The sequence below is a fragment of the Ruegeria sp. HKCCA5763 genome (assembly GCF_013034545.1).
In the GTDB taxonomy this organism is placed as follows: Bacteria; Pseudomonadota; Alphaproteobacteria; order Rhodobacterales; family Rhodobacteraceae; genus Ruegeria.
In genome coordinates this window covers 1-23083 of record NZ_WQGF01000003.1, presented here as the reverse complement: position 1 = coordinate 23083, position 23083 = coordinate 1, and the positions used below count along the sequence as shown (strand labels likewise).

Here is a 23083-nt window from a genome sequence, read left to right as displayed (position 1 = left end):
GCAATCCAAGCAGCTCTGGTCTGGGGTAACTGGCTGGACGTTCTGAGAGGAAAACAGGCATTTGTTTGCAGAGCTTACTTCAAGCCCGTTGGCGCAACACAGTGCTCTACCCAAATCCAAGGAACCACTGAATGATGAACGCGTTGGCCAAATCCACAAAAAACGCTGAGACTAACGGCAACACTATGAACGCGACTGGCGAAGGACCATAGCGTTGTGTGACCGCAGTCATGTTTGCGATGGCGGTTGGCGTTGCGCCCAAAGAGAAACCAGCGAACCCTGCCGATATCACAGCTGCGAAATAGTTTTTCCCCATCAGACGGAAGACGATGAAAATGATGAACGCTACAGCCGCAATGGATTGCAAGAGCATGGTTGTGATCAGCACGCCAGCGCTGCTGGCAAGGGTCCATAACTCCATGCTCATCAGCGACATTGCCAAGAACACGGACAGGCTGAATTCGGAAATCACGTTCATCGCAGGGGTTCGCGCCGGCCATGAGAGCTTTGGAAGCAGCGGCGGCAACAAGTTCGATAGCAGGATACCAGTTAAAAGGCAGGGTACGAATAAAGGCAGTTTGATCCCCGCCGCCTCAAGTGCTTCGAAGGCTGAATATCCAATTCCAATGGCGACGTGAATCCAGAGCACGCAATTCATCAGGTCAACATGGGTCAGGGTCGATGGTTGGTCGGTGGCTGGTTCCGCAACCGTCGCGACCTCCTCTTCAACGTCCGGGGCACTTGTCAGATCGTTCTTTTGGATGAGAAATCGGGCGATGGGACCGCCCAGAACGCTGGCTAAAATCAGACCAACTGTGGCAGTGGCTATTCCCAGTTCTGAAGCGCCAGTGACTTGATAGCTGTTTTCTATGGTTGGGCCCCAGGCAATGGCTGTGCCGTGACCACCAATCAAAGATGCGGTGCCCAACAGCACACCTGCTTGTGACGGCAAACCGAACACGAGCGCACCAACCATGCCAACCACATTCTGCACGAGCATAAAGGCAATCGTGAGCCCTAGCATGAGCACAAGAAGGGGCCCACCTTTGAGCAGGTCAGCGAAACGGGCGTTGAGACCAACTGTTGTGAAAAAGTAGACCAGCAAGAAATCTCTGGCGCTTAGTTCGTAACTTATCGCCCGGCCCGTGGCCAAAACTACAAGCAGAGCCAGAACGGCGGCCAAGAGGCCTCCGCTGACGGGTTCTGGGATGCTGTACTTGGACAGGACGGCATAGCGACGGGTCAGCCGTGCACCGAGGAAATAGACCAATATCCCAATTGTAACGGCGCCAAAGCTGTCGATTTCTATAGGATCAAGCAATTCCATTGTGTTTTGTGCCCTCGTCCACGCAAGTCAATTTGGTCAGTTGTGTCAGGATTGGTTTGGAACCTTTGAAGTCATCTAGTAATGCGTTGGGATCGCTTACGTTTACCAACGTATTGTCGGCAGACCAACTACTCCCGGCAACTCTTGCAGCAATCTCTGAAAACAAGCAGGCAAAAAACGCCACTAATTGCACCGGAACGAAAGGTGTCTCGAAACACCGTTTCTCAGACATAACGGCGGGTCTGCCATAGATGTTCAGGTGGTGCTCAGTTGAACCGGAATGCTCAGTCGCGGCAATTTCGAATGGCGTTAGAAAAGCGCCAAGCTTCCCCGGTAGATCAATGTCGTTTGTGGCGGCTTCCACCTCTTCAAACAGATGATACGTAACTATTGGGTGGCTATGTGCTTCGGGCTCATCGCACGAGGATCGAGAAATTCCCAAGCGTGTTAGCAATTCATCGGCGTCCGGACAGGCAGTATTCAACGTGCTCAAGAACGGTCGCGCTGACGACAACCGGATCAAGGGCTGCGCAGGGCCACTCATGTTCGACCCTCAGAATGTGCAAGGTTCATTATTCACCTCGTAGCTATTTTTTGGAACCAAAACAGGATTCCGGGATCTGAAAATTTACGCCAAAAGACGCAACTCGGTGACCGAAACTATCATGCATTGCTGATATTCTGATGTCTAAATGTTTTAAGGTCATTCGTTCGTCGGCCCCGGAAAACACTGTCCAGCTGCACTAAAGGCCGGTTGTTCACTAGCAATCAAATTGGACCCCTCGTGTGGGGTTGATCACGTGTAAGTCGACACCGAAATGGTGAATGCCCAAACTTGTGGGCCAGATTCAAAGGCTTTCTGCAAGGAAGTCAGTGGTGCCATGCAGCGTTATGAGCATACCTGCATTGGGTTGTAGATTTGCGATGTGTTTTGCACATACCCACAGAACGGCCATGTCCGGGGTGAGCCGCCAACAGTCGGACATGTGTGTAACTCCAGTGCAAAAGTGTAATGGGAAACCGGCGAATTTCTGCCGGAGCTTAACAGGGCTCTTTTCATAACGCGCATTATCGCCTTAAAACTTCTTCACCACTCAAACCTACACCGAAGTTTCTTGCTAAACAGGACCAGCAAAACGACGATTTGGCCGCTGCTGACCGGCACATCCCGCGCTGTGATTGCGATGGGATTTTTTGCGTTTGTCTCGGCCTGCGCGCAAAGCCCGAGCGACGCGGATCTCGATCCGGAACGTCAGCTAGTGGCGCTTCAAGAGGTCTCGAAAAAACACGCTCGGGGGCAAAGAGTTTGGTGTGTGCCCTACGCACGTACCCTGAGCGGAATCGAAATCCGAGGTAATGCAAAGGATTGGTGGGGGAAAGCACGCAATAGTTTTGCACGAGGCAATGAGCCGGTTGTTGGTGCGGTTATGTCCTTTCGGGCAACGCGCGGTATGCCACTTGGCCATGTGGCCGTGGTGTCTGACATTGTCACCGAACGGGAAGTCATCGTGAATCACGCCAATTGGCACCGTAACAAGGTATCCTTGAAAATGGGCGTCAGGGATGTGTCAAAAAACAACGACTGGACGATGGTCCGGGTCGAAAGCCAGCCGGGCCAGTACGGTAGTTTCTACCCGGTGAATGGGTTTATTTATCCTGGCGGGGCCGAGTAAGCCAATCCGATTTCGCGTCGCGGCCATGTGCGACCCGGCCGATCAACCAGCTTGGGCCGTTAATAGCGGCGGTGCACGCGCTTTTGTGAAACCACGTTTCTTTTCTTTTGGCGCTCACGCAAGAAGACAAACAATCCCGATCCCAAGATCAGCGTGATACCAATTGCGACCGGCAGGTTTGGCAATTCGCCCCAGATTGCCCATCCCCAAAAAATCGCCATTGGAAGGCCGACATATTCAAATGGAGCCACCGTGGCAGCATCTGCCAAACGGTAAGCCTGGCCCAGGCAATAGCCGATGATCGCGGAATTAAACCCAAGCCCGACAAACAACCACCGATCGGTACCTTCTGGCCAGACCCAGGCTCGAAGTAGAAAAACCAGGCTTTCGTTCTCGAACGCTGAGGCGAAACGTCCATCTCCCGCCACCGACCAGAATAACAAGCTGACGACGATGAAACACGTTTGAATGTAGACAGCCATAGCCGAGGCTTTGGATTTTGCGCCAAGTAAGCGGGTAAGCACGTTGTTAAGCGCGTAGGTAAAAGCCGCGACAACCGGAAGGGCGTACATCACCAGGCCAACGTCACGTGTGCCACCGGCCTCCCACGGGCGAGTCATTATTATAACGCCTACGAAACCTACAATTACGGCACCAATTCGCATGGGGCCAACTTTTTCCCCGAGTAATGGGATGCTGAGCAGCGTTATCATCAAGGGCGCGACAAAGAACACCGCAGTCGCTTCGGCCAGAGGCATAACAGCCAAGGCTGTAAAGAACGTCAGATTGGCAACGACGATGAGCGCTCCTCGCAAAAGGTGGAGCCCCGGCTGATCTGTTTTCAAGATTTTCCAACCGCCTTCCATCTGCACCAGGGCCAAACTGAACCCGATTCCGATCAGCGATCTCGTGAAGACCATTTGATGCAAAGGGTAACCACCCGACAGAAACTTGATCACCATGTCGTTGACAGAAATTGCCAAAATTCCGATCAGAATGAAAACAATACCAGCTGTCGGGTTTTGCAACTTTTGGCCTTCGGTCATGGAGCGTCCTTTCAAATGGCCACTAACACGGGCCATCTAACGGGTCACGTCACTTTGCGACCCTCTGTGGTCGTAGCTCGCATTCCATGCAGTGTTGGTGCCAGTTTGGGTTTGGGAGAGTGCGCCAGATCAAAACAGGTATTTCGTTTCAAGCCTGGCCCGATGACATCAGGTTTATACGTAACGGAAGTCTAGAAACCGTTGCTCGGTTGCCTCTAACGTCGCGTGGCAGGAAGACAATATGGGCGGCACTGTCGGATGTTCGGGAAAATAGTGAAAACACTTGGCGTTTTGACGTTTGTGGGTGGAGCAGGCTTGATTGGGTACCTGCTTGTCGCGCCACCGGATCTGTTGAAGGTTGGCACAAATTACTCTGCCAAAATCGTCTGTTCGAACGTTTTCATTGCCGGACGAGACCCTGATGAGGTGCTGGCCGTTGATGTGCAGGCACCGGGGCATCCGCTGCTCAAGCAGGTCTCGATCGACGTTGATCAAGAGGCGCAATCGGTGCAAGCGCGGCTGTTTCGGTTCTTTGCCCCGGCGACATCGCAGTTCCGCGAAGGGCTGGGCTGCACCAATGTTCATGATGCGGTCCTGAGTGATCAGTCGTTGGTTCCCCCCAATCGCCCCGCACAAGGCCTTTGGCCAGCAGGCGATGATGTTGCGCTGTCGCAGGACCCGCAGATTCAAAGCATCATGTCTGACGAGGCTTTGCTTGGCGAAGGATATCGCGCTGTCGTGGTAGTTCGAAATGGGCGCATTGTGACCGAGACGTATGCCGATGGGTTCGACGCGCAAACCCCACTGCTGGGTTGGTCCATGACCAAAACGATAACGGCTGGATTGATCGGCACTTTAGTTGAAACCGGTCGGATGAGCCTTGCGGACAATCTGGTCGACAGTTTTCCGGACTGGGCCGAGGATGCGCGCCGGGGCATTACTGTGGCCGATATGTTGTCCATGACCGGCGGCTTGCAATGGGACGAGGAATATGGCGACGTTTCGGACGTCACGCGGATGCTGTATCTCGGTAATGATATGGCTGCCTTTGCAGCGGAACGAGTGCCCGAAGCCAAACCCGGCACAGACTTCAATTATTCCTCGGGAACAACCACGGTTCTTTCGCGGGTGTGGCAGGATAAGCTGCCTGACGGTGGGCTGACATATCCGCAAACGGCTCTGTTTACGCCACTGGGTATGGCCTCGGCGATCCTTGAGACAGATGCCAACGATACGTTTATCGGGTCCAGCTATATGTATGCCACGGCCCGTGACTGGGCCCGGTTTGGTCAGCTTTTGTTGCAAAAGGGAGTTTGGGACGGCGCCCGGATCTTGCCCGAAGGTTTTGTGGACTGGATGGTCGAGCCTGTTGATGCCTCGGACGGGCGCTATGCCAAAGGGCACCTTTGGTTGGAAGCCCCCGGAGATTTTCCACCGTTCGAAGATGCCTATTGGCTGCAGGGGCACGATGGTCAGTTCATCGGCGTTTTCCCCTCGCATGACATGGTTGTTCTACGGATGGGTCTGACGCCATCCCGGTTTGGCTACTCTTCCTTGCCGTTGGCGCAGGCGTTGATTACAGCCTTTGGGGACGATTCGTCTTAACAGACCTCTTCATCCCGCGCTTGCGATGGTAACGACCTTGGCAGGCTGCAACCGGCTCAGGACACCGGGTCGCAGGTCTGGGGCTTGCATGCGGCGCAGTTTTAGTATACCGCCGCATACAAATTGAAAGTGCCGGCCTTTTGACTGCCGGTACACCCAGCTAAATGGTCGGACCCGTCATGAGCCTCTATACTGATTACCTGAATGAAATCGAAACCCGCAAAGAGCAGGGCCTGAGCCCTAAACCCATCGATGACGGGGCTTTGGCGAAGGAAATCATTGATCAGATCCGTGATCCCCAGAACGACCATCGCGCAGACTCGCTGAACTATTTCATCTACAACACGCTGCCCGGCACAACCAGCGCGGCCGGCGAAAAGGCTAGCTTTCTGAAAGAGATCATTCTGGGCGAAGCTGACGTCGAAGAAATCTCGCAGGACTTTGCGTTCGAACTGCTGTCGCACATGAAAGGTGGCCCCTCGGTCGAGGTTCTTCTGGATCTTGCGCTGGGTGATGATGCTGCAATCGCAGGCAAGGCAGCCGAGGTATTGAAAACGCAGGTCTTCCTTTATGATGCGGACACAAACCGTCTGAAGGCCGCGCTTGAGGCCGGCAACACAATCGCGCGGGACATTCTGGAAAGCTACGCCAAGGCTGAGTTTTTTACCAAGCTGCCTGACATCGACGAAGAAATTGAAATCGTCACATATGTGGCTGCCGAGGGCGACATTTCTACGGACCTTCTTTCACCAGGCAACCAGGCGCATTCGCGTGCTGACCGCGAATTGCACGGCAAGTGCCTGATCTCGGAAAAGGCGCAGCAGGAAATCCAGGATCTAAAGCTTCAGCACCCCGGCAAACGCGTCATGCTGATTGCTGAAAAGGGTACCATGGGTGTAGGTTCCTCGCGTATGTCCGGCGTGAACAATGTGGCGTTGTGGACGGGTAAGCAGGCCAGCCCATATGTGCCCTTTGTCAATTTTGCCCCAATTGTTGCGGGTACAAACGGCATCTCTCCGATCTTCCTGACCACCGTCGGTGTGACCGGCGGCATCGGTCTTGACCTGAAAAATTGGGTCAAGAAGGTGGACGAAGACGGCAACGCGATCCTGAACAACGATGGCAACCCGATCTTGGAAGAAAAGTATTCGGTCGCCACAGGCACAGTTCTGAAGATCAACACCAAAGACCACAAGCTGCTGAGCGAGGATGGCGATGAGCTGGTTGACGTGTCCTCGTCCTTTACCCCGCAAAAAGTGGAATTCATGAAGGCCGGGGGCTCTTACGCCATTGTCTTTGGAAAGAAGCTGCAAACATTTGCGGCCGAAACGCTGGGCGTCGAAGCGCCTTTGGTCTTTGCTCCGTCCAAAGAAATCAGCCATGAAGGTCAGGGCCTGACCGCTGTCGAGAAGATCTTTAACAAGAACGCGGTCGGCACAACGCCGGGCAAGACCCTGCACGCCGGATCGGACGTGCGCGTGAAGGTCAACATCGTTGGGTCGCAGGACACCACTGGCCTGATGACCATGCAAGAACTTGAGGCGATGGCAGCTACTGTTGTGTCCCCGATTGTTGATGGGGCTTATCAGTCCGGCTGTCACACTGCGTCGGTCTGGGACGCCAAGGCGCAAGCCAACACGCCGCGTCTGATGAAGTTCATGAATGACTTCGGCCTTGTCACCGGTCGTGACCCGAAAGGCGTCTATCATTCGATGACCGACGTGATCCACAAGGTGCTGAACGACATCACCGTGGACGACTGGTCGGTCATTATCGGCGGAGATAGCCACACGCGTATGTCCAAAGGTGTGGCCTTTGGGGCCGACTCGGGCACCGTGGCGCTGGCACTGGCAACGGGTGAAGCATCGATGCCGATCCCGGAATCGGTCAAGGTGACCTTCAAGGGCCAAATGGCGGATCACATGGATTTCCGCGACGTGGTTCACGCCACACAGGCGCAGATGTTAGAACAGCACGGAGATAACGTCTTCCAAGGCCGGGTGATCGAGGTTCATATCGGTACGCTGTTGGCGGACCAAGCGTTCACCTTCACCGACTGGACGGCCGAGATGAAGGCCAAGGCTTCGGTCTGTATCTCGAATGACGAGACCCTGATCGGTTCGCTGGAATTGGCCAAGTCACGCATCCAGATCATGATCGACAAAGGCATGGAGCATGAAAACGGCATGCTGCAAAAGCTGATCAACATTGCTGATGCGCGTATTGCTCAGATCAAGTCTGGTGAAAAACCGGCGCTGCAACCCGATGATAACGCAAAATACTTTGCCGAGGTTGTTGTGGATCTGGACCAGATCAACGAACCAATGATCGCTGACCCCGACGTGAATAACGCCGATGTCTCTAAGCGGTACACCCACGATACGATCCGCCCGATTTCATACTACAACGCTGAAAAGCATGTGGATCTGGGCTTTGTCGGCTCTTGCATGGTGCATAAGGGTGACATCAAGATCGTTGCCCAGATGTTGAAGAACCTAGAAAAGGAAACCGGTAAAGTCGAATTCAAGGCACCGCTGGTGGTCGCGGCCCCGACTTACAACATCATCGATGAGCTGAAGGAAGAAGGCGACTGGGAAGTGCTTGAAAAATACTCGGGCTTCGAGTTTGACGACCTGTTCCCAAAACAGAAGGCGCGCACCGAGTACGAGAATATCCTGTATCTCGAACGCCCCGGCTGTAACCTTTGCATGGGCAACCAGGAAAAAGCCGCCAAGGGTGACACTGTTCTGGCCACCTCGACCCGTCTGTTCCAGGGCCGCGTCGTGGCCGATGCACCCGACAAGAAAGGCGAAAGCCTGCTGGCCTCGACCCCGGTTGTGGTGTTGTCTGCCATTTTGGGTCGGACGCCCAATATCGACGAATACAAGACCGCTGTTGAAGGCATCGACCTGACTAAGTTCGCGCCTTCGGTTGAAAAACCAGCTGGCACGAAGTCGGCGCACTTCTAAACACGGTTTTTTGAAACCAAGCATGGATCGCCCGGGCGCCACTTCAGGTGACCGGGCGTTTTTTGTAGTGACGGCCATGACCGATTTCAAACGGACGCCCGTCGCCCCTATAGTATCGGTAAAGGTCCTCGGGTCTTGGTTTGCCGAAGAACAAAATTGCTTCGGGTGTCGCGAACAAGACCAGATTTCAACAAACGTTGCATGATAAACACCTCCAGATCCTCGGGCGTCTTGGCGTAGACCTTTAGGATGAAATCATGATCCCCGGTGATCGAGGCGCATTCGACGATCTGCGGCTCTGTTTCGACCAGACGCAGAAAATCCGCGATGCTCTTTTCCTGGTGATCTTTGAGCGCGACATGGACATAGGCGATGGCATTCAGGCCAACGGCCTTAGCTGGTACCTGCGCGCGATAACCCGTGACCACTCCGCTTGCTTCAAGATCGCGTACTCGTCGCCAGCATTGCGAGGCCGACAACCCGGTTCGATCTGCCAGTTCCTGCATCGACAGACGTCCACTGATCTGAAGCTCTCGGAGAATATCTATATCAGCAGGATGAAGCATTTGTTTCACTTATTGTCACCAACCGGATTAATTGTTTCATTTTAGTGAAATAAATTCAGTTATCAAAACAAATCCACCGCGCCGGGCGCGGTATCCTGTATTTAAGCAGGAGGAAACGGATGCCCAAATCGACCAAGTACGTTGCCAAGGTCGCTGACGCGCGCGGCCGCATAGCCTATACCGACGAAGAAAACGCTGTCTGGGCCGATCTTTACGCAGCGCAGGCGGATAATGTGCAGCGCTATATGGCGCGCGAATACCTGGACGGGCTTGCCCGGCTGGACTTGCCCAAAACCAAGGTGCCGTGCTGCGCGGATATCTCGGATCGGTTGCTGGACCTGACGGGGTGGCGGGTGCAGCCAGTACCGGCGCTGATCGGTTTCAAGACTTTTTTCGGTATGCTGGCGGATCGCGTTTTTCCCGCAGCTTCGTTTATCCGGTCGCGCGAGGATTTCGACTATATCGAAGAACCGGATATCTTTCACGAGATCTTCGGTCACACCCCATTGCTGAGCGACCCGCGTTTTGCCGCGTTTAGCCACGCCATCGGGCAGGCAGGCCAGCAGGCGACAGATGCGGATTACGCTTGGCTGATCAGGTTGTACTGGTTTTCCATCGAGTTTGGTTTACGCCGCCAGGATGGCCAGATCAAAGCACTGGGATCGGGCTTAGCGTCTTCTCCGACCGAGCTGGTTTATGCCGTGAGCAGTGACATTCCAGATCGGGACCCGTTCGATATCCTAACCATCTTGCGAACACCGTACCGTATCGACATGCATCAGATGGGCTATTTTGTTCTGGATGATCCCGAGGATTTGTTCGAAGCGGCCGAGCGCGACCTTCTGGCCGATATTCGGAACGCGCGTGGTTTGGGGCTGCTGCCCAACAAGTTTCCCGCAAAGGTCGCGGCAGCCGAGTAATCACGCAGTCCACCGTCAGGCGGACAGGTCTTTGTACATGTATGTCGTCGGCTCCAACCTGGGTTCGAACGGGTTTTGGCAATATTTTGGTATTTCCCCCACAATCTGAAACCCAAGGCTTTCGTACAGCAACCGAGAGGGATCGGTGCTGCGTGTGTCCAGCACCAAAGTCGAGCGGTGCAAGTCGCGCGCGCGTTGAAATAGGGTCTCCATCAAAGCGCGGCCATATCCGCGGCGCCTGGCGTTCGGATGAACCAAAAGCTTGGCCACATCGGCACGGTGGGGTTGGTTGGGCATTGCCGCTGGTATCAATTGCGCGGTGCCCACAACGCGTGGACCGTCATACGCTGCAAAGATTTCCAATGCACCTGCGTTCACGCCGGGCCGCACGTTTTGTTGCCAATAGTAGCGCGCGTCTTCTTGGGTGAACGGCAGGATAAAGCCAATACTGGCCCCGTCATGAACACAGGTGTGCAGAATCTCGGTCAGGTCATCCAGTGCCGCATCAAATTCGGATCCGGTTAAACGTGTGATCATACCAGCACCAGAAGATACCGGGCGCCCCGCGTTGTGCCTGTTTCGAACCGGGTCGGGCCAGACAGGTGATAACGCATACAATCCCCTGCGTTCAGGGTGTGTGGTGTTCCGTCGACCGTCAGCGTAAGCGCGCCGTCGACCAGAATGAGGTGATGCTCTTGCCCGGATTTGGGGGGCGTATCATAGGTGATGACCGTGTTCCGAGGCAGGTGGCCTTCCACCACTTCGGCGTTCAGACCATTCGCGGGGGGGGACACTGCACGGCGGGTGTAGCCTGTTTCAGGGTCGCTCCATTCGGCTTGGCGTTCAAACGGGATCTTGGGGTCAAAACTGTCCTCGACCATCATAAGCAGACGTGACATCGGCAAGTCGTAAGCCGCGCAGAGACGGCCAAGGTTTTCTGCCGTTGGGCTTACATCACCTTTTTCCATACGAGATAGTGTGGCACGGCTTATGCCGCTGTGTTCAGACAACTGGTCCAGAGACCACCCGCGCCCGCGACGCAGCTCATTCAGTCGATTGGCAAGGCGATTTGAAAGGGTGTCGAGCATAGGCAGTTAGTAGAAAATTTCTCAGATATGAGAAAAATTATACGAAATAAACAAAATGTAAACAAAAAAGAGCGCGAGAATCTCGCGCCCTTCATGGGTATTAACGATTTGGGCGGTTACTTCCAGCCAACCTCGTTAAAGATCTTTTGCGCTTCGGGGATGTTCTTGGCAACCTCGGACAGGTTCACTTCGTCAGCCTTGAACTCACCCAGGGTGGCAACCGACTCGGCCAATTCGACGCTTGAAACGGCCGGGTATTCATCGTTCCCCGCAGAGAAGTACTGCTGCGCCTGATCGCTTGCCAAATATTCAAGGAACAGGACCGCGTTTTCCTTGTTCGGTGCATGTGCCGCAACGCCGCCGCCCGACAGGTTCATGTGCGCGCCATAGCTGTCCTGGTTGGGGAAAGCCCAGCCGATCATGTCGCGATCCGCCGAAAGACCTTTGACATCTTTGCGGACCGCGCGCGCAAAGTAATACGTGTTCGATACAGCGATGTCACATTCACCCGAAACGATGCCGCGTAGCTGGTCGGTGTCACCCCCCTGTGGATCACGTGCCATGTTGGCGACGATACCTTCTGCCCAGGCTTTGGCCGCATCCGCGCCTTCATGGGTAATGATCGATGCCAACAGGGTTTGGTTGTACGTGTTGGTCGAAGACCGGATGCAGATCAGACCCTTGTATTCCGGCTTGGCCAGATCGGCATAGGTGGCCGGTGGGTTGGTGACGTTTTCCTTGTTGTAGAAAATAATCCGACCACGCTGCGAAAAGCCGAACCACTGATTGTCACTGTCTTGCAGGTTACCAGGAATACGCTCTTCCAGAGTTGCGCTTTCGATCGACTGCAGGATACCAGCGTCCTTGGCGCGCGCCAGACGTGAGGTGTCAACGGTCAGCATTACGTCTGCGGGCGAGTTGGCGCCTTCTGCTTCCATCCGCGCGATCAGCTCGTCGGCCTTGCCTTCGATTCGGTTGATGGTGATGCCAGTGGCCTCTTCGAAATCGGTGTAGAGGCGCTCGTCAGTGTCATAGTGGCGCGATGAATACAGGTTCAGTTCACCTTCAGCGACAGCGGTGGTGGCAACCAATGCCGACAGGGCGGCAGCCAGGCAGGTTGTGGATTTCAGCATAGTGTACTCCAACAATTGAATTTCGTGTCGGAGATTAACCCGACTGTTTTGCTCAATTATACTATTTCACATTGGATGCAAGAAATTCCGACAGTTTTACTTGGTCTAAATGGTCGCAAGTCTGCTTTTCTCTAATTTTCAGGATTCTTTTCACGATAAAGGTGCCAAAAAAACAAAAAAAACCGCGCTCGAAGGCGCGGTTTCTGAAAACGATTTTTCGCAGTTCTTAGCCTTGGCGGGCTTTGAACTTGCGCTGCGTCTTGTTGATCACGTAGACGCGGCCTTTGCGACGCACAATACGGCAGTCACGGTGCCGGTTCTTGAGCGAGCGGAGCGAGTTCTTGACCTTCATGGGTCTGTCTCCAATCTGCGGCGCCTTCATCAAGGACGTGGCCAGCGCCTGGGTTAGCGGGTGCCCCGGAAACCCGGAACAGTGAAACGATGGTGGGCGGTACAAGGATCGAACTTGTGACCCCTTCGATGTCAACGAAGTGCTCTACCGCTGAGCTAACCGCCCACTTTCCCTTTGCGTGCCCAGCCCCATAACGAAATGGGGCGCGGATCACCGCGCCGGTAGCGGGGTCTATAAAAGGAGTCGTTCAGGGGTTCAAGGGGTTTGGAAGAACAATTTTCCAGTCTATGTTGATTACGAACATGGAGAAATCATGCAGAACGCAGCCTTTGTATTGGATATGCCCGAAAACCGCAGTTCATGCGTGGTTTTTTCGTCCCCTCATAGCGGGCGAGAGTATCCGGCGGCCTTTCTGAAGCGTTCGGTTCTGAATCAAAACGTGATTCGTTCATCCGAAGATGCCTTTGTGGATCAACTATTTGCGCCTGCTGCTGAATGCGGTGCGCCATTGATCAAAGCGGCCATGCCCCGCGCATATCTGGATTTGAATCGCAGCCTGGATGAACTTGACCCCGCCCTGATCAGCGGCGCGCGCCGGCATGGACATAATCCGCGGGTCGCTTCGGGGCTGGGGGTGATTCCCCGCGTCGTGGCCAATGGTCGGGCGATCTACAGTGGAAAGCTGACCATGGATGAGGCGCGGCTGCGTATCGACACCTACTGGCGCCCTTATCACGCGAGATTGAAGTCTTTGCTGAACGAATCGCATGAAAAGTTCGGTCAGGCGATTTTGGTGGATTGCCATTCTATGCCGCATGAGGCGGTTTCGATGGCCGGTACAGCCCGCAGCAAGCGGCCCGAAATCGTGCTGGGGGATCGGTTTGGCGCGTCGGCGTCTTCGGAAATTGTGGATCTGGTTGAATCGGCCTTTGTTTCGGCAGGTCTGAACGTGGCGCGCAATGCACCGTTTGCCGGGGCTTATGTCACTCAGACTTACGGACGTCCCGGTCGCCATCAGCATGCAATCCAGATCGAGATCGACCGCGCACTCTATATGGACGAAGAGAGGATCGCACCAAACTCCAATTTCATGGCGTTTGCGAAACTTCTGCGGCAGGTGGTGCGCGAGATTGCCAACATCGGAGCGGACTCGGTTCGTCTGGCGGCCGAATAACCTCAGCGCAGCGCGCGACCTTTCACAATGGCGTCTGAGCCGAACCTTTGGCGGATCTCGTCAGTTGCACGTTCAGCCTGCGATCTGCGGGATGCACCAGGATCAAGCAGATCACCCGACATATCAGCTTGATCAGCCGGGCACAGATCAGACAGGCCGCATCCCAAAAGCCGATAGGGTCCCTGATCACCCACCTGATCGAACAGCCCCTTTGCCGTGCGATAGATCCGGTCGGCAATCTGCGTCGCATCCCGAAGGGACACGCGTCTTGTCAGGGTTTTGTGATTGGCCTTCTTGAGCTTGAGCGTGACAACCCGCCCTGCAAGATCCTTGGCCTTGGCCCGGTCCGAGACTTTCAGGGCCATGCGCCACAGATGTCCGTCTAAAATTTCAGGGTTAGCTGTGTCTTCGAAAAATGTGGTCTCGTTGCTGATGGATTTCATAGGCTCATGGGCCGAGACACGCCGTTTGTCCTGTCCCCGGGCCAGATGCCACAGGCGATACCCCATCGCTCCAAAGCGCGCGGTGAGCGCCTCCTGATCCCACCGCAGCAAATCGTTGAAGCTTCGAATCCCGGCCCGTTCCAGCGACTCTTGCGCTGCGGGGCCAATACCCCAGATCAGCCGCACAGGTTTGTCGTTCAGAAAATCTGCCGTCTCGGCTTTGCCGATCACAGAGAAGCCGCGCGGCTTGTCGAGATCAGACGCGACCTTGGCGAGGAATTTGTTGTGGCTCAGCCCGATAGAGCCGGTCACGCCCAACTCTTCCTTCATTCGTTTGACCAGCCGCGCCAGCATGATCGCGGGGGGTACCCCGTGCAATCGCTCGGTGCCGGAAAGATCCATGAATGCCTCGTCCAGAGACAGCGGTTCCACGACCGGCGTCAATTCATCCATCATGGCGCGTATCTCGCGCGATACTTCGGCATACACAGACATGCGTGGTTTGATCACGACGGCTTCGGGGCAGAGTTGGATAGCCTTGAACATGGGCATCGCCGATCGGACGCCGCGTATGCGCGCCACATAACACGCCGTCGATACAACTCCCCGCTTCCCGCCACCTATGATGACGGGCTTGTCCGCAAGCTCGGGATTGTCACGCTTTTCCACTGATGCGTAGAAGGCGTCGCAATCCATATGCGCGATGGACAGGTCAAACAGTTCAGGGTGCGACTTGACCCTTGGGCTGCCGCAGGCTGCACAGCGACGTTCGTTCCTTGAAGGTGTCAGGCAATCTCGGCAAAGACCGGGCATCTGCGTCCTCATGCGCTCCGCAGTTGGCTTGGGGTTTCTTTATAACATTCCTCAACTTCGATCATAGGTCATTGAGGAAAAGAAAACCCCCCGCAATGTGGCGGGGGGAAGTAACGAACCTCAGGAAGAAATGGTCCGTTGGGGAGTAACTTCCCCAAAGAATCGCTAAGTTTTTCGGTTTTCGATAGGTGGAAGGCCGTGTCGCCAAAACTCACCTTTTGAATGTGTGTTTTCTGGCACAGGGACGATTTGGCGCGGTTCTGCAAAAAATTGACGCAACGTCAACTTGTTGCGGTGAAACTCGAACACGAAAACCGTCCGAAACACTTGAAATGGTCAGTGCACTTTCAGAGAATTTAACTCGGCCAGAACAGCCTCGGCGGCGGTTTTTGGATCTTCTGCCTGATAAATCGGACGGCCCACGACGATGTGATCCGCACCATTCCGAATCGCGTTGGCCGGTGTTGCTACTCGTTTCTGATCACCAAGTGCTGCGCCTGCTGGACGCACACCGGGGGTGACAATCAGGCGACCGTCGGCCTGACGCAGTGCGCGGATCAGGGCAGCCTCCTGCGGGCTGGCGATAACGCCATCAGCCCCGGCCTCCAGCGCTTTGGCTGCGCGTTCGACCACCAGGTCCTGCACGTCGCCAGCTTTGATCAGGCTGGCGTCCAGATCGTCGCGGTTCAGCGAAGTCAGGATGGTCACAGCAAGGATTTTCAAATCCTTGCCCGATGCACCTTCTTTGGCGGCGCGCACAACATGTGGGTCGCCATGTACAGTCAGGAAATCCAGATCGAACTGCGCCAGCCCCCGCACTGCGTTTTCAACCGTATTGCCAATGTCGAACAGTTTCATGTCCAGAAAGATACGTTTGTCGTGGTCCTGTTTCAGCTCATTGGCCAAAGCCAGCCCGCCACCCGTCAACATGCCCAAGCCGATCTTGTAGAAGGACACGCTGTCGCCCAGCCGTTCAGCCATGGCCAGACCCTGCAGGGCGTTAGGGACATCGAGGGCGACGATAAGGCGATCATCGGACATGGGGCGCTCCTTTTTGGCAAACGTCTGCCTCCTAGCGGGTTCGGGCGGTTCTGTCCATCTTCGAAGCCGGGCGCGGGCACGTTCATTTTGTGCTATCGTGCCGGGTATTGAGTATTTGATTTCACAGCAAGGGACAGAAAATGAAAAAGCTGGTTGTGCTGGGCGTATTGGTTGCGCTGGCTGCATGTGACGAAACCCCGCCCGAAACACCGGAAACCGGGGCTGCTCCTGCACCCACAAATGATGATCTGCGTCTTGTGGGTGGCTACAGGTCCGAGGATGATTGGTGCCAGCTTACGGGCGAAACGGGTTTTACCGTGGAATTCCTGGACCATACGGCTGATCTGGTGTCATGCCCGACAGGAAGCGCGGCGGCACAGTCCCTCGTGGATGATCTGGGTGCGGTTCAGGTCGCCGAGACCGGAGGTTACACCGTCTACACCATACAGCGCGAATAACGGCGATTTCTGCGTCTTAGCCTCTTGAACCGGCAAAGATATTTCCCAGATTGAATGTGAGGCTTCGACCGATATGTGCCGCCAAGCGGGCATGTCAAAACGGGGCGCTTGGAAAAGGAGAATATCATGGACTTGAACAAGTTCACCGAGCGGGCACGGGGATTCGTGCAGGCTGCGCAGACCATTGCGCTGCGCGAGGGGCACCAGAGGCTGGAGCCAACACATATACTCAAAGCATTGATGGATGACGATCAGGGGCTGGCGAGCAACCTGATCACACGTGCTGGCGGCGCGCCCAACCGCGTGGTCGAGGCGCTGGACGTCGCGATGGGCAAAATCCCGAAGGTCAGCGGCGACGCGAGCCAGATTTACATGGACGGACAGACCGCCAAAGTTCTGGACGAGGCTGAGAAGATCGCCACCAAAGCGGGCGATAGCTTTGTGCCGGTTGAACGGGTGCTGATGGCGCTGTGCATGGTGAAATCCAAAGCTAAGGACGCTTTGGAGGCTGGTGCGGTGTCTGCCCAGAAACTCAATGAGGCGATCAATGACATCCGCAAGGGTCGCACCGCTGATACCGCATCGGCGGAAGAGGGCTATGACGCGCTCAAGAAATATGCGCGCGATCTGACTGAAGCTGCGGCTGAAGGTAAGATTGACCCGATCATCGGGCGGGATGAGGAAATCCGCCGCTCGATGCAGGTTCTGTCGCGCCGCACCAAGAACAACCCGGTTCTGATCGGGGAACCTGGCGTGGGTAAAACCGCGATTGCCGAGGGAATGGCCCTGCGCATCGTCAACGGCGACGTGCCGGAATCGCTGAAGGACAAGAAGCTGCTCGCGCTCGACATGGGCGCGCTGATTGCTGGTGCGAAGTACCGTGGTGAGTTCGAAGAACGACTGAAGGCCGTTCTGACCGAAGTGACCGAGGCCGCTGGTGAGATCATTCTGTTCATCGATGAGATGCATACGCTGGTTGGGGCCGGGAAGTCCGACGGCGCGATGGACGCCGCCAACCTGATCAAGCCCGCGCTTGCCCGGGGTGAGCTGCATTGTATCGGCGCGACCACGCTGGATGAGTACCGTAAATATGTTGAAAAAGACGCGGCCCTTGCGCGCCGGTTCCAGCCCGTGATGGTGACCGAGCCAACCGTCGAGGATACGATCAGCATCCTGCGGGGCATCAAGGAAAAGTACGAGCTGCACCATGGCGTGCGCATCTCGGATTCGGCATTGGTGTCGGCGGCGACGCTCTCGCATCGCTATATCACTGACAGGTTCCTGCCAGATAAAGCCATCGACCTTGTTGATGAGGCAGCGTCGCGCCTGCGGATGGAGGTGGATAGTAAGCCGGAAGAGCTCGACCAGCTGGATCGCCAGATCCTGCAGATGCAGATCGAGGAAGAGGCGCTGAAGCTTGAAGACGACGCGGCCTCGAAGGACCGTCTGGAAACCTTGCAAAAGGATCTGGCCGACCTGCAGGAGAAATCTGCCGAGATGACGGCCCAATGGCAGGCCGAACGCGACAAGCTGGCTGGTGCCCGTGATCTGAAAGAGCAGCTCGACAAAGCGCGGGCTGATCTGGAAATCGCCAAGCGCGAAGGTAACCTGGCCAAGGCCGGTGAGCTGTCCTATGGCGTCATCCCAGAGCTTGAGAAAAAGCTGACCGAGGCCGAAAACGCCGAAAGCAACGCCATGATGGCCGAGGAAACGGTGCGCCCGACGCAGATCGCTGCTGTGGTCGAACGCTGGACGGGTATTCCGACCTCGAAAATGCTGGAAGGTGAGCGCGAGAAGTTGCTGCGGATGGAAGATGATCTGCATTCTCGCGTGATCGGTCAGGATGCAGCGGTGACCGCTGTCGCCAATGCCGTACGTCGTGCGCGTGCGGGGCTGAACGACGAAGGTCGTCCGCTGGGCTCGTTCTTGTTCCTTGGCCCGACCGGTGTGGGTAAGACAGAGCTGACCAAAGCCGTGGCGAATTTCCTGTTCGACGACGACAATGCGATGGTCCGCATCGATATGTCCGAGTTCATGGAAAAACATGCGGTTGCCCGTCTGATAGGTGCCCCTCCGGGCTATGTCGGCTATGACGAAGGCGGTGTGCTGACCGAAGCCGTACGGCGCAGGCCCTATCAGGTTGTGTTGTTTGACGAGGTCGAAAAAGCGCACCCTGATGTGTTCAACGTGCTGTTGCAGGTTCTGGATGATGGCGTTCTGACCGATGGTCAGGGCCGCACCGTGGACTTCAAGCAGACGCTGATCATCCTGACCTCGAACCTCGGCTCTCAGGCGCTGAGCCAGTTGCCCGAAGGTGCGGACAGCGCGCAAGCGCGGCGTGACGTGATGGATGCGGTCCGGGCGCATTTCCGGCCCGAGTTCCTGAACCGTCTGGACGAGACCATCATCTTTGACCGGCTCAAGCGGGCCGATATGGATGGCATCGTTGATATCCAGATGGCGCGTCTGCAGAAACGACTGGCTGCTCGCAAGATCGAGCTGGTGCTGGACGACGGTGCCAAGGAGTGGCTGGCCAATGAAGGCTATGATCCGGTCTTTGGCGCGCGTCCCTTGAAGCGTGTGATTCAGCGCGCCTTGCAGAACCCGCTGGCCGAAGCGCTGCTGGCCGGCGAGATCAAGGATGGAGAGACCGTTCCGGTGACCGCCGGAACTGATGGTCTGATCATAGGCGACCGTTTGGGCACGTCAGACCGACCTCGCCCGGATGATGCCGTGGTGCATTGATCAGAACGGAAAGAGAGACCCGCTGTTTCAGCGGGTCTTTTTTCAGCATCTACCATATATCAATGCCTGATGTTCCATTGCGCCCATAAACCTCTGGGCTGCCGAGGTGGCGGTATGGTCAGACCTGCGTTGTAGCTTTGCTCCAGAAGGGCTTCGCGACGTTCTTCTGACCCTGTGGATCCACAGAGGATTTCCAGCTTGCGGGGCGAGAACCCAAAATATCCGAATGTGCCCTGTGTCCAGAGGGTTTCCATTGCATTCAGATATCCGGCGTCCTCCATTTCGTCGGATCGCGCGCCAGCGGGTATCAGCAAGACCCCGGATCTGGGCCGTTGCAGCGATTTTTCGCGATCATCCAACTGATCATATGCCCAACCCCATGACCAGACGCGGTCAACCCAACCTTTCATCATTGACGGCATTCCCCACCAGAAAAGCGGAAACGCGAGACAGATAGCATCCGAGCGAGAGATACGTTCTTGCTCGTATCGTATGTCTGCAAGTGGTGCGGACGCCGAATCCCCCTCTATGTCCGCCACAGTCCAACGCGGATCGAATTCCTCGGCATGCAAGTCAGCAAATTCTGTCGTGTGACCGGCTGCCTTCGCACCATCCATGAACATCCGCGCTGCGGCGGCGGTAAATGAGTTTGGGTCTGGATGGTCAAGGACGGTCAGGATGTGCATGATCGGGACTTTCTGATTCAATCTGGCTTTCCCGAGGCACCTTGATTGCTCAAGGTACCTTTAGGTCAAGCAGAACATCCTGACAGCTGGGGATCAGTTCAAAACAGGCTCACCATCAGGGTGAGCCTTAATTTTATTTTGTGCAGTTTTTTACACTAGCGCAAAAATCCGCGCTGGGCCGCCAGTACCGCCTGCGTGTTTTGGCGCGCCTATGACCAGCGTCGCGCCGGATGGCGGCACCCGATCCAGATTGGCCAGGCATTCAATCCCAAACCGGCCTGAAGGCAGCCACGCATAATGGGTGGCAAAATCTGCCGACATGCCGTGATCCAGCGACAGCGTATCCACAGCAATCGACCGCGCGCCGGTATCTTCCATCAGCATCTGCGCCGCTTCGACATGAAAGCCGGGATAGTGCTGCGCTTCGCCATCGAAGTTGCGGAATTCATCTGTGGCTGTTTTTCCGCCCCAGCCGGAATGCATCGCCACGCAGGCACCGTCAGGGATGTCTCCGTTCGCCGATATCCATGCCTTCAGATCGTCTGGCGTGACTCGTGTGTCTGCGTCCTCAGCCGCGCGGGCGGCGATATCGACTACACATAATGGCGCGACCAGGTCGTTGACCGGGATCTCATCGACCGATGTGCCATCCGCGGAAAAGTGCAGCGGGGCGTCGATATGGGTGCCTGTGTGTTCATTGATCGACAAATTGAACAGGTTGAAACCGTGATCTGCAAAGTTGAAAGCCTGTTCTGCCGAAATGCCAGGGTCACCGCCCCATGTCGGAAATTCCGGGCTGAGCGTGTGGGTCATATCCTCGATGCCGCCATGTCCTGCGGCCAGCGATGCGGGGGCCGTACCACCGGTTGCGACGGCGGCAACGCCTGTCGCAGCTGCAGCTTTGAAGAACCCGCGCCGAGACAGCATCCTGTCCTTGACGGCATTCATTACACAGATGTCACACATAGTTCTTCCTCCCTTTTGCGGCGAAACGGCTACAATAACAGACAAGCAACGCGCAGGAACGCGTGCGATGCCTGCGTGACAGAGTGCAGTCCGGTAGGCGCTTTTGTAAAGGTTTCCGATAAATAGCTCGGCCAAAGCAGTCGAAAAGAAGAGCTGAACAGGCAGAATGCTCCGGTCTTTTCGAGGCGTCCGATTTGAGAACGTTACAGTCACTTCGCTCAATCGTTACGCCTGTTTCGCTGGCGCTGTGCTATCAGCGCATTAAGTCAAGACTGACACGTGGACACGACGGAGACATACATGGCGCATCGCTGGACCAATACTTTGACACAAGCCGACGTCACGCCAAAGGCGGCGTTCCTGAACCGGCGGCAGGTGATGGCCGGTCTGGCAGGTGTTGGGCTAACCGCGATGGCGCGCCCGGCTGCAGCGCGAGACGCGTTGGAACCGAATACATGGGAAGAGATCACGAGCTACAACAACTATTATGAGTTCGGGACCGGAAAAGATGACCCTGCTAAGTATGCCGGTTCTCTTGTGACCGAACCCTGGAGCGTCAAGATCGACGGCTTGGTGGATCGCCCGGGTGAGTATGACTTTAAGGATATTCTGTCTGAGATGACCATCGAAGAGCGGATCTATCGTTTCCGTTGTGTTGAAGCGTGGTCAATGGTCATTCCGTGGAACGGTTTCGAACTCGCCGACCTGCTGAATATGGCCGGAGTTCAGGAGAGTGCGAAATATGTGGCCTTTGAAACCGCGTACCGCCCGGATGAGATGCCCGGAACACGCTTCCCCATTCTTGAATGGCCGTATCGTGAAGGCTTGCGTCTGGATGAGGCGATGCACCCTCTGACGTTCATAGCCACCGGAATTTACGGGAAAACGATTCCGAACCAGAATGGCGCGCCTTTGCGTTTGGTGGTTCCGTGGAAATACGGGTTCAAGTCGATCAAATCGATCGTGCGCATCACGCTGACCGATGTAGAGCCGCCCACAAGCTGGAACATGTCGAACCCCCGCGAATACGGGTTTTACAGCAATGTGAATCCGAAGGTTGATCATCCGCGTTGGTCTCAGGCGTCCGAGCGTCGCATTGGCGGCGGTCTGTTTGCCAAACGAATCCCCACTCTCATGTTCAACGGCTACGAGGAAGAGGTCGCCAGCCTGTATGAAGGCTTGGATCTGGCCAAAAACTACTAAGCCCATGCAGGCCGTGAACCAGATATTCCGCCGTATTCCGGTATGGGCCATTTACCTGCTTGGCGCGCTACCTGCGCCCTGGCTGTTTTACCTCGGCCTGTCCGGGGGGCTGGGTATCGACCCGATCGAAGCGCTGGAGCATCGCTATGGCGAACTGGCCCTGCAACTTTTGATCGCTGGTCTGGCAATCACGCCCCTGCGCCGGATTGCGGGTCTGAACCTGATGAAGTTCCGGCGCGCGATTGGAGTGCTGACATTTTCATATGTCAGTCTGCATCTTCTTGTTTGGCTGATCTTGGATGTACAGCTTCCCAGTCAGATTTGGGCGGATATTCTCAAGCGTCCTTATATCACGGTCGGCATGGCGGCCTTCCTTCTTATGGTGCCGCTGGCGGTGACTTCCAACAATTGGTCGGTGCGCAGGTTAGGGACGCGTTGGCGCAAGCTCCACCGTTTGGTGTACCCAGTCGCTCTGTTGGGTGCCTTACACTTCGTGATGCTGGCCAAAGGGTTCCAGATCGAGCCGCTTGTCTATCTGACGATCATTCTCACACTTCTTGCCTTGCGTTTGCCGACTCCAAGACTCGTTTCCGGAAGCAAAACTGCAGACTCCGCCTGAATCGACGCCGAGTCTGTGGGTAACCGTGTGCATAAGGGGGCAGGGCTCTGAAGTTTCGAGTGTTCTTGGCTGGTTTAGGCGGTTTTGGGCGAGAGAATTCCATCATATCTAATTGATTTTAAGTATAAAAATCTGCATCAGAGAAAAACTTTTGATTTTTTGTTTTTTTGGGTTGCGGGTTTTGGGAGTAAACCTTAGAACCCCCTTCACCGGCGCTGCTGAGGCGCTGGGACGCTGCGGAAGCGGCGGTGACACA

The 23083-nt window shown here is 55.6% G+C and carries 22 protein-coding genes and 1 tRNA gene; 9 read left to right on the top strand and 14 right to left on the bottom strand.

Going from position 1 to position 23083, the window contains the following annotated elements; all coding sequences use genetic code 11:
• Positions 1-106: 106 nt before the first annotated feature.
• From gltS to GOV89_RS06650, 3 genes are all read right to left on the bottom strand, one after another.
• On the bottom strand, positions 107-1327 hold the full coding sequence (gltS, locus tag GOV89_RS06660; protein ID WP_171181927.1) for a sodium/glutamate symporter: 1221 nt from the start codon (positions 1325-1327) through the stop codon (positions 107-109).
• Positions 1314-1871, bottom strand: a complete 558-nt coding sequence (locus GOV89_RS06655) for a hypothetical protein (protein WP_171237861.1) — start codon at positions 1869-1871, stop codon at positions 1314-1316. The genes gltS and GOV89_RS06655 overlap by 14 nt, the downstream gene beginning before the upstream one ends.
• A 304-nt stretch (positions 1872-2175) precedes the next feature.
• Positions 2176-2313, bottom strand: coding sequence for a hypothetical protein (locus GOV89_RS06650; protein WP_171181923.1), 138 nt, complete (start codon positions 2311-2313; stop codon positions 2176-2178).
• A 129-nt stretch (positions 2314-2442) separates the two neighbouring features.
• Between GOV89_RS06650 and GOV89_RS06645 the strand changes: the two genes are divergently transcribed.
• Positions 2443-3000, top strand: coding sequence for a CHAP domain-containing protein (locus GOV89_RS06645; RefSeq protein WP_245223323.1), 558 nt, complete (start codon positions 2443-2445; stop codon positions 2998-3000).
• Positions 3001-3059: 59 nt separating this feature from the next.
• Here GOV89_RS06645 and GOV89_RS06640 read toward each other — a convergent pair whose 3' ends face one another.
• Positions 3060-4046, bottom strand: a complete 987-nt coding sequence (locus GOV89_RS06640) for a DMT family transporter (RefSeq protein ID WP_171181922.1) — start codon at positions 4044-4046, stop codon at positions 3060-3062.
• Between the two features lie 258 nt (positions 4047-4304).
• Between GOV89_RS06640 and GOV89_RS06635 the strand changes: the two genes are divergently transcribed.
• Both GOV89_RS06635 and GOV89_RS06630 read left to right on the top strand, forming a co-directional pair.
• A complete protein-coding gene (locus GOV89_RS06635; protein ID WP_171237860.1) occupies positions 4305-5651 on the top strand; it encodes a serine hydrolase in 1347 nt (448 codons plus the stop codon).
• 179 nt (positions 5652-5830) lie between these two features.
• Entirely contained in the window at positions 5831-8620 is a 2790-nt protein-coding gene (locus GOV89_RS06630; RefSeq protein WP_171181917.1) for a bifunctional aconitate hydratase 2/2-methylisocitrate dehydratase, read from the top strand.
• Positions 8621-8727: 107 nt separating this feature from the next.
• On the opposite strand, the gene GOV89_RS06625 is transcribed toward GOV89_RS06630, so the two are convergent.
• A complete protein-coding gene (locus tag GOV89_RS06625) occupies positions 8728-9186 on the bottom strand; it encodes an Lrp/AsnC family transcriptional regulator (protein ID WP_171096703.1) in 459 nt (152 codons plus the stop codon).
• A 53-nt stretch (positions 9187-9239) separates the two neighbouring features.
• Between GOV89_RS06625 and GOV89_RS06620 the strand changes: the two genes are divergently transcribed.
• Positions 9240-10106: a phenylalanine 4-monooxygenase gene (locus GOV89_RS06620; protein ID WP_348540161.1), complete on the top strand. Its 867-nt coding sequence runs from the start codon at positions 9240-9242 to the stop codon at positions 10104-10106.
• 15 nt (positions 10107-10121) lie between these two features.
• Here the strand turns inward: GOV89_RS06620 and GOV89_RS06615 are convergent, their stop codons facing one another.
• From GOV89_RS06615 to GOV89_RS06595, 5 genes are all read right to left on the bottom strand, one after another.
• A complete protein-coding gene (locus GOV89_RS06615; protein WP_171181913.1) occupies positions 10122-10643 on the bottom strand; it encodes a GNAT family N-acetyltransferase in 522 nt (173 codons plus the stop codon).
• Positions 10640-11194 (bottom strand): helix-turn-helix domain-containing protein, encoded by a 555-nt coding sequence (locus tag GOV89_RS06610; protein WP_171181911.1) that lies wholly within the window; start codon positions 11192-11194, stop codon positions 10640-10642. Before GOV89_RS06610 ends, GOV89_RS06615 begins: the two co-directional genes overlap by 4 nt.
• A gap of 116 nt (positions 11195-11310) precedes the next feature.
• Positions 11311-12327, bottom strand: a complete 1017-nt coding sequence (locus GOV89_RS06605) for a Fe(3+) ABC transporter substrate-binding protein (protein WP_171181909.1) — start codon at positions 12325-12327, stop codon at positions 11311-11313.
• A gap of 226 nt (positions 12328-12553) precedes the next feature.
• A complete protein-coding gene (gene ykgO, locus GOV89_RS06600; protein ID WP_008755722.1) occupies positions 12554-12679 on the bottom strand; it encodes a type B 50S ribosomal protein L36 in 126 nt (41 codons plus the stop codon).
• A 90-nt stretch (positions 12680-12769) separates the two neighbouring features.
• Positions 12770-12844, bottom strand: a tRNA-Val gene (locus tag GOV89_RS06595).
• A gap of 148 nt (positions 12845-12992) precedes the next feature.
• Here GOV89_RS06595 and GOV89_RS06590 point away from each other — a divergent pair.
• Positions 12993-13853 carry an N-formylglutamate amidohydrolase gene (locus tag GOV89_RS06590; protein ID WP_171181907.1) on the top strand — a complete coding sequence of 287 codons (861 nt, stop codon included), beginning with the start codon at positions 12993-12995 and terminating at the stop codon, positions 13851-13853.
• A 2-nt stretch (positions 13854-13855) separates the two neighbouring features.
• Here GOV89_RS06590 and GOV89_RS06585 read toward each other — a convergent pair whose 3' ends face one another.
• Both GOV89_RS06585 and pyrF read right to left on the bottom strand, forming a co-directional pair.
• Positions 13856-15109 carry a DNA polymerase IV gene (locus tag GOV89_RS06585; RefSeq protein ID WP_171237859.1) on the bottom strand — a complete coding sequence of 418 codons (1254 nt, stop codon included), beginning with the start codon at positions 15107-15109 and terminating at the stop codon, positions 13856-13858.
• A 336-nt stretch (positions 15110-15445) separates the two neighbouring features.
• Positions 15446-16150 carry an orotidine-5'-phosphate decarboxylase gene (gene pyrF, locus GOV89_RS06580; protein WP_171237858.1) on the bottom strand — a complete coding sequence of 235 codons (705 nt, stop codon included), beginning with the start codon at positions 16148-16150 and terminating at the stop codon, positions 15446-15448.
• Positions 16151-16290: 140 nt separating this feature from the next.
• Here pyrF and GOV89_RS06575 point away from each other — a divergent pair, with 140 nt between their 5' ends.
• Both GOV89_RS06575 and clpB read left to right on the top strand, forming a co-directional pair.
• Positions 16291-16608, top strand: coding sequence for a hypothetical protein (locus tag GOV89_RS06575; protein WP_171181903.1), 318 nt, complete (start codon positions 16291-16293; stop codon positions 16606-16608).
• A gap of 126 nt (positions 16609-16734) precedes the next feature.
• Complete coding sequence (gene clpB / locus GOV89_RS06570) at positions 16735-19353, top strand: ATP-dependent chaperone ClpB (protein ID WP_171181901.1); 2619 nt, start codon at positions 16735-16737, stop codon at positions 19351-19353.
• 59 nt (positions 19354-19412) lie between these two features.
• Here the strand turns inward: clpB and GOV89_RS06565 are convergent, their stop codons facing one another.
• Together GOV89_RS06565 and GOV89_RS06560 are read right to left on the bottom strand one after the other, a co-directional pair.
• Positions 19413-20060, bottom strand: coding sequence for an NAD(P)H-dependent oxidoreductase (locus GOV89_RS06565; protein WP_171237857.1), 648 nt, complete (start codon positions 20058-20060; stop codon positions 19413-19415).
• 129 nt (positions 20061-20189) lie between these two features.
• On the bottom strand, positions 20190-21005 hold the full coding sequence (locus GOV89_RS06560) for a cyclase family protein (RefSeq protein WP_171181897.1): 816 nt from the start codon (positions 21003-21005) through the stop codon (positions 20190-20192).
• Positions 21006-21305: 300 nt separating this feature from the next.
• Here GOV89_RS06560 and msrP point away from each other — a divergent pair, with 300 nt between their 5' ends.
• A complete protein-coding gene (gene msrP / locus GOV89_RS06555; protein ID WP_171237856.1) occupies positions 21306-22208 on the top strand; it encodes a protein-methionine-sulfoxide reductase catalytic subunit MsrP in 903 nt (300 codons plus the stop codon).
• Positions 22209-22212: 4 nt separating this feature from the next.
• A complete protein-coding gene (msrQ, locus tag GOV89_RS06550; RefSeq protein ID WP_171181893.1) occupies positions 22213-22827 on the top strand; it encodes a protein-methionine-sulfoxide reductase heme-binding subunit MsrQ in 615 nt (204 codons plus the stop codon).
• Positions 22828-23083 lie beyond the last annotated feature (256 nt).

Coding starts and splice junctions, on each gene's coding strand:
- GOV89_RS06635 (WP_171237860.1), top strand. CDS start 4,305: ATGTTCGGGAAAATAGTGAAAACACTTGGCGTTTTGACGTTTGTGGGT.
- GOV89_RS06605 (WP_171181909.1), bottom strand. CDS start 12,327: ATGCTGAAATCCACAACCTGCCTGGCTGCCGCCCTGTCGGCATTGGTT.
- msrQ (WP_171181893.1), top strand. CDS start 22,213: ATGCAGGCCGTGAACCAGATATTCCGCCGTATTCCGGTATGGGCCATT.
- GOV89_RS06615 (WP_171181913.1), bottom strand. CDS start 10,643: ATGATCACACGTTTAACCGGATCCGAATTTGATGCGGCACTGGATGAC.
- GOV89_RS06655 (WP_171237861.1), bottom strand. CDS start 1,871: ATGAGTGGCCCTGCGCAGCCCTTGATCCGGTTGTCGTCAGCGCGACCG.
- GOV89_RS06610 (WP_171181911.1), bottom strand. CDS start 11,194: ATGCTCGACACCCTTTCAAATCGCCTTGCCAATCGACTGAATGAGCTG.
- GOV89_RS06590 (WP_171181907.1), top strand. CDS start 12,993: ATGCAGAACGCAGCCTTTGTATTGGATATGCCCGAAAACCGCAGTTCA.
- GOV89_RS06630 (WP_171181917.1), top strand. CDS start 5,831: ATGAGCCTCTATACTGATTACCTGAATGAAATCGAAACCCGCAAAGAG.
- GOV89_RS06585 (WP_171237859.1), bottom strand. CDS start 15,109: ATGCCCGGTCTTTGCCGAGATTGCCTGACACCTTCAAGGAACGAACGT.
- ykgO (WP_008755722.1), bottom strand. CDS start 12,679: ATGAAGGTCAAGAACTCGCTCCGCTCGCTCAAGAACCGGCACCGTGAC.
- pyrF (WP_171237858.1), bottom strand. CDS start 16,150: ATGTCCGATGATCGCCTTATCGTCGCCCTCGATGTCCCTAACGCCCTG.
- GOV89_RS06650 (WP_171181923.1), bottom strand. CDS start 2,313: ATGTCCGACTGTTGGCGGCTCACCCCGGACATGGCCGTTCTGTGGGTA.
- GOV89_RS06575 (WP_171181903.1), top strand. CDS start 16,291: ATGAAAAAGCTGGTTGTGCTGGGCGTATTGGTTGCGCTGGCTGCATGT.
- GOV89_RS06560 (WP_171181897.1), bottom strand. CDS start 21,005: ATGTGTGACATCTGTGTAATGAATGCCGTCAAGGACAGGATGCTGTCT.
- msrP (WP_171237856.1), top strand. CDS start 21,306: ATGGCGCATCGCTGGACCAATACTTTGACACAAGCCGACGTCACGCCA.
- GOV89_RS06625 (WP_171096703.1), bottom strand. CDS start 9,186: ATGCTTCATCCTGCTGATATAGATATTCTCCGAGAGCTTCAGATCAGT.
- clpB (WP_171181901.1), top strand. CDS start 16,735: ATGGACTTGAACAAGTTCACCGAGCGGGCACGGGGATTCGTGCAGGCT.
- GOV89_RS06640 (WP_171181922.1), bottom strand. CDS start 4,046: ATGACCGAAGGCCAAAAGTTGCAAAACCCGACAGCTGGTATTGTTTTC.
- gltS (WP_171181927.1), bottom strand. CDS start 1,327: ATGGAATTGCTTGATCCTATAGAAATCGACAGCTTTGGCGCCGTTACA.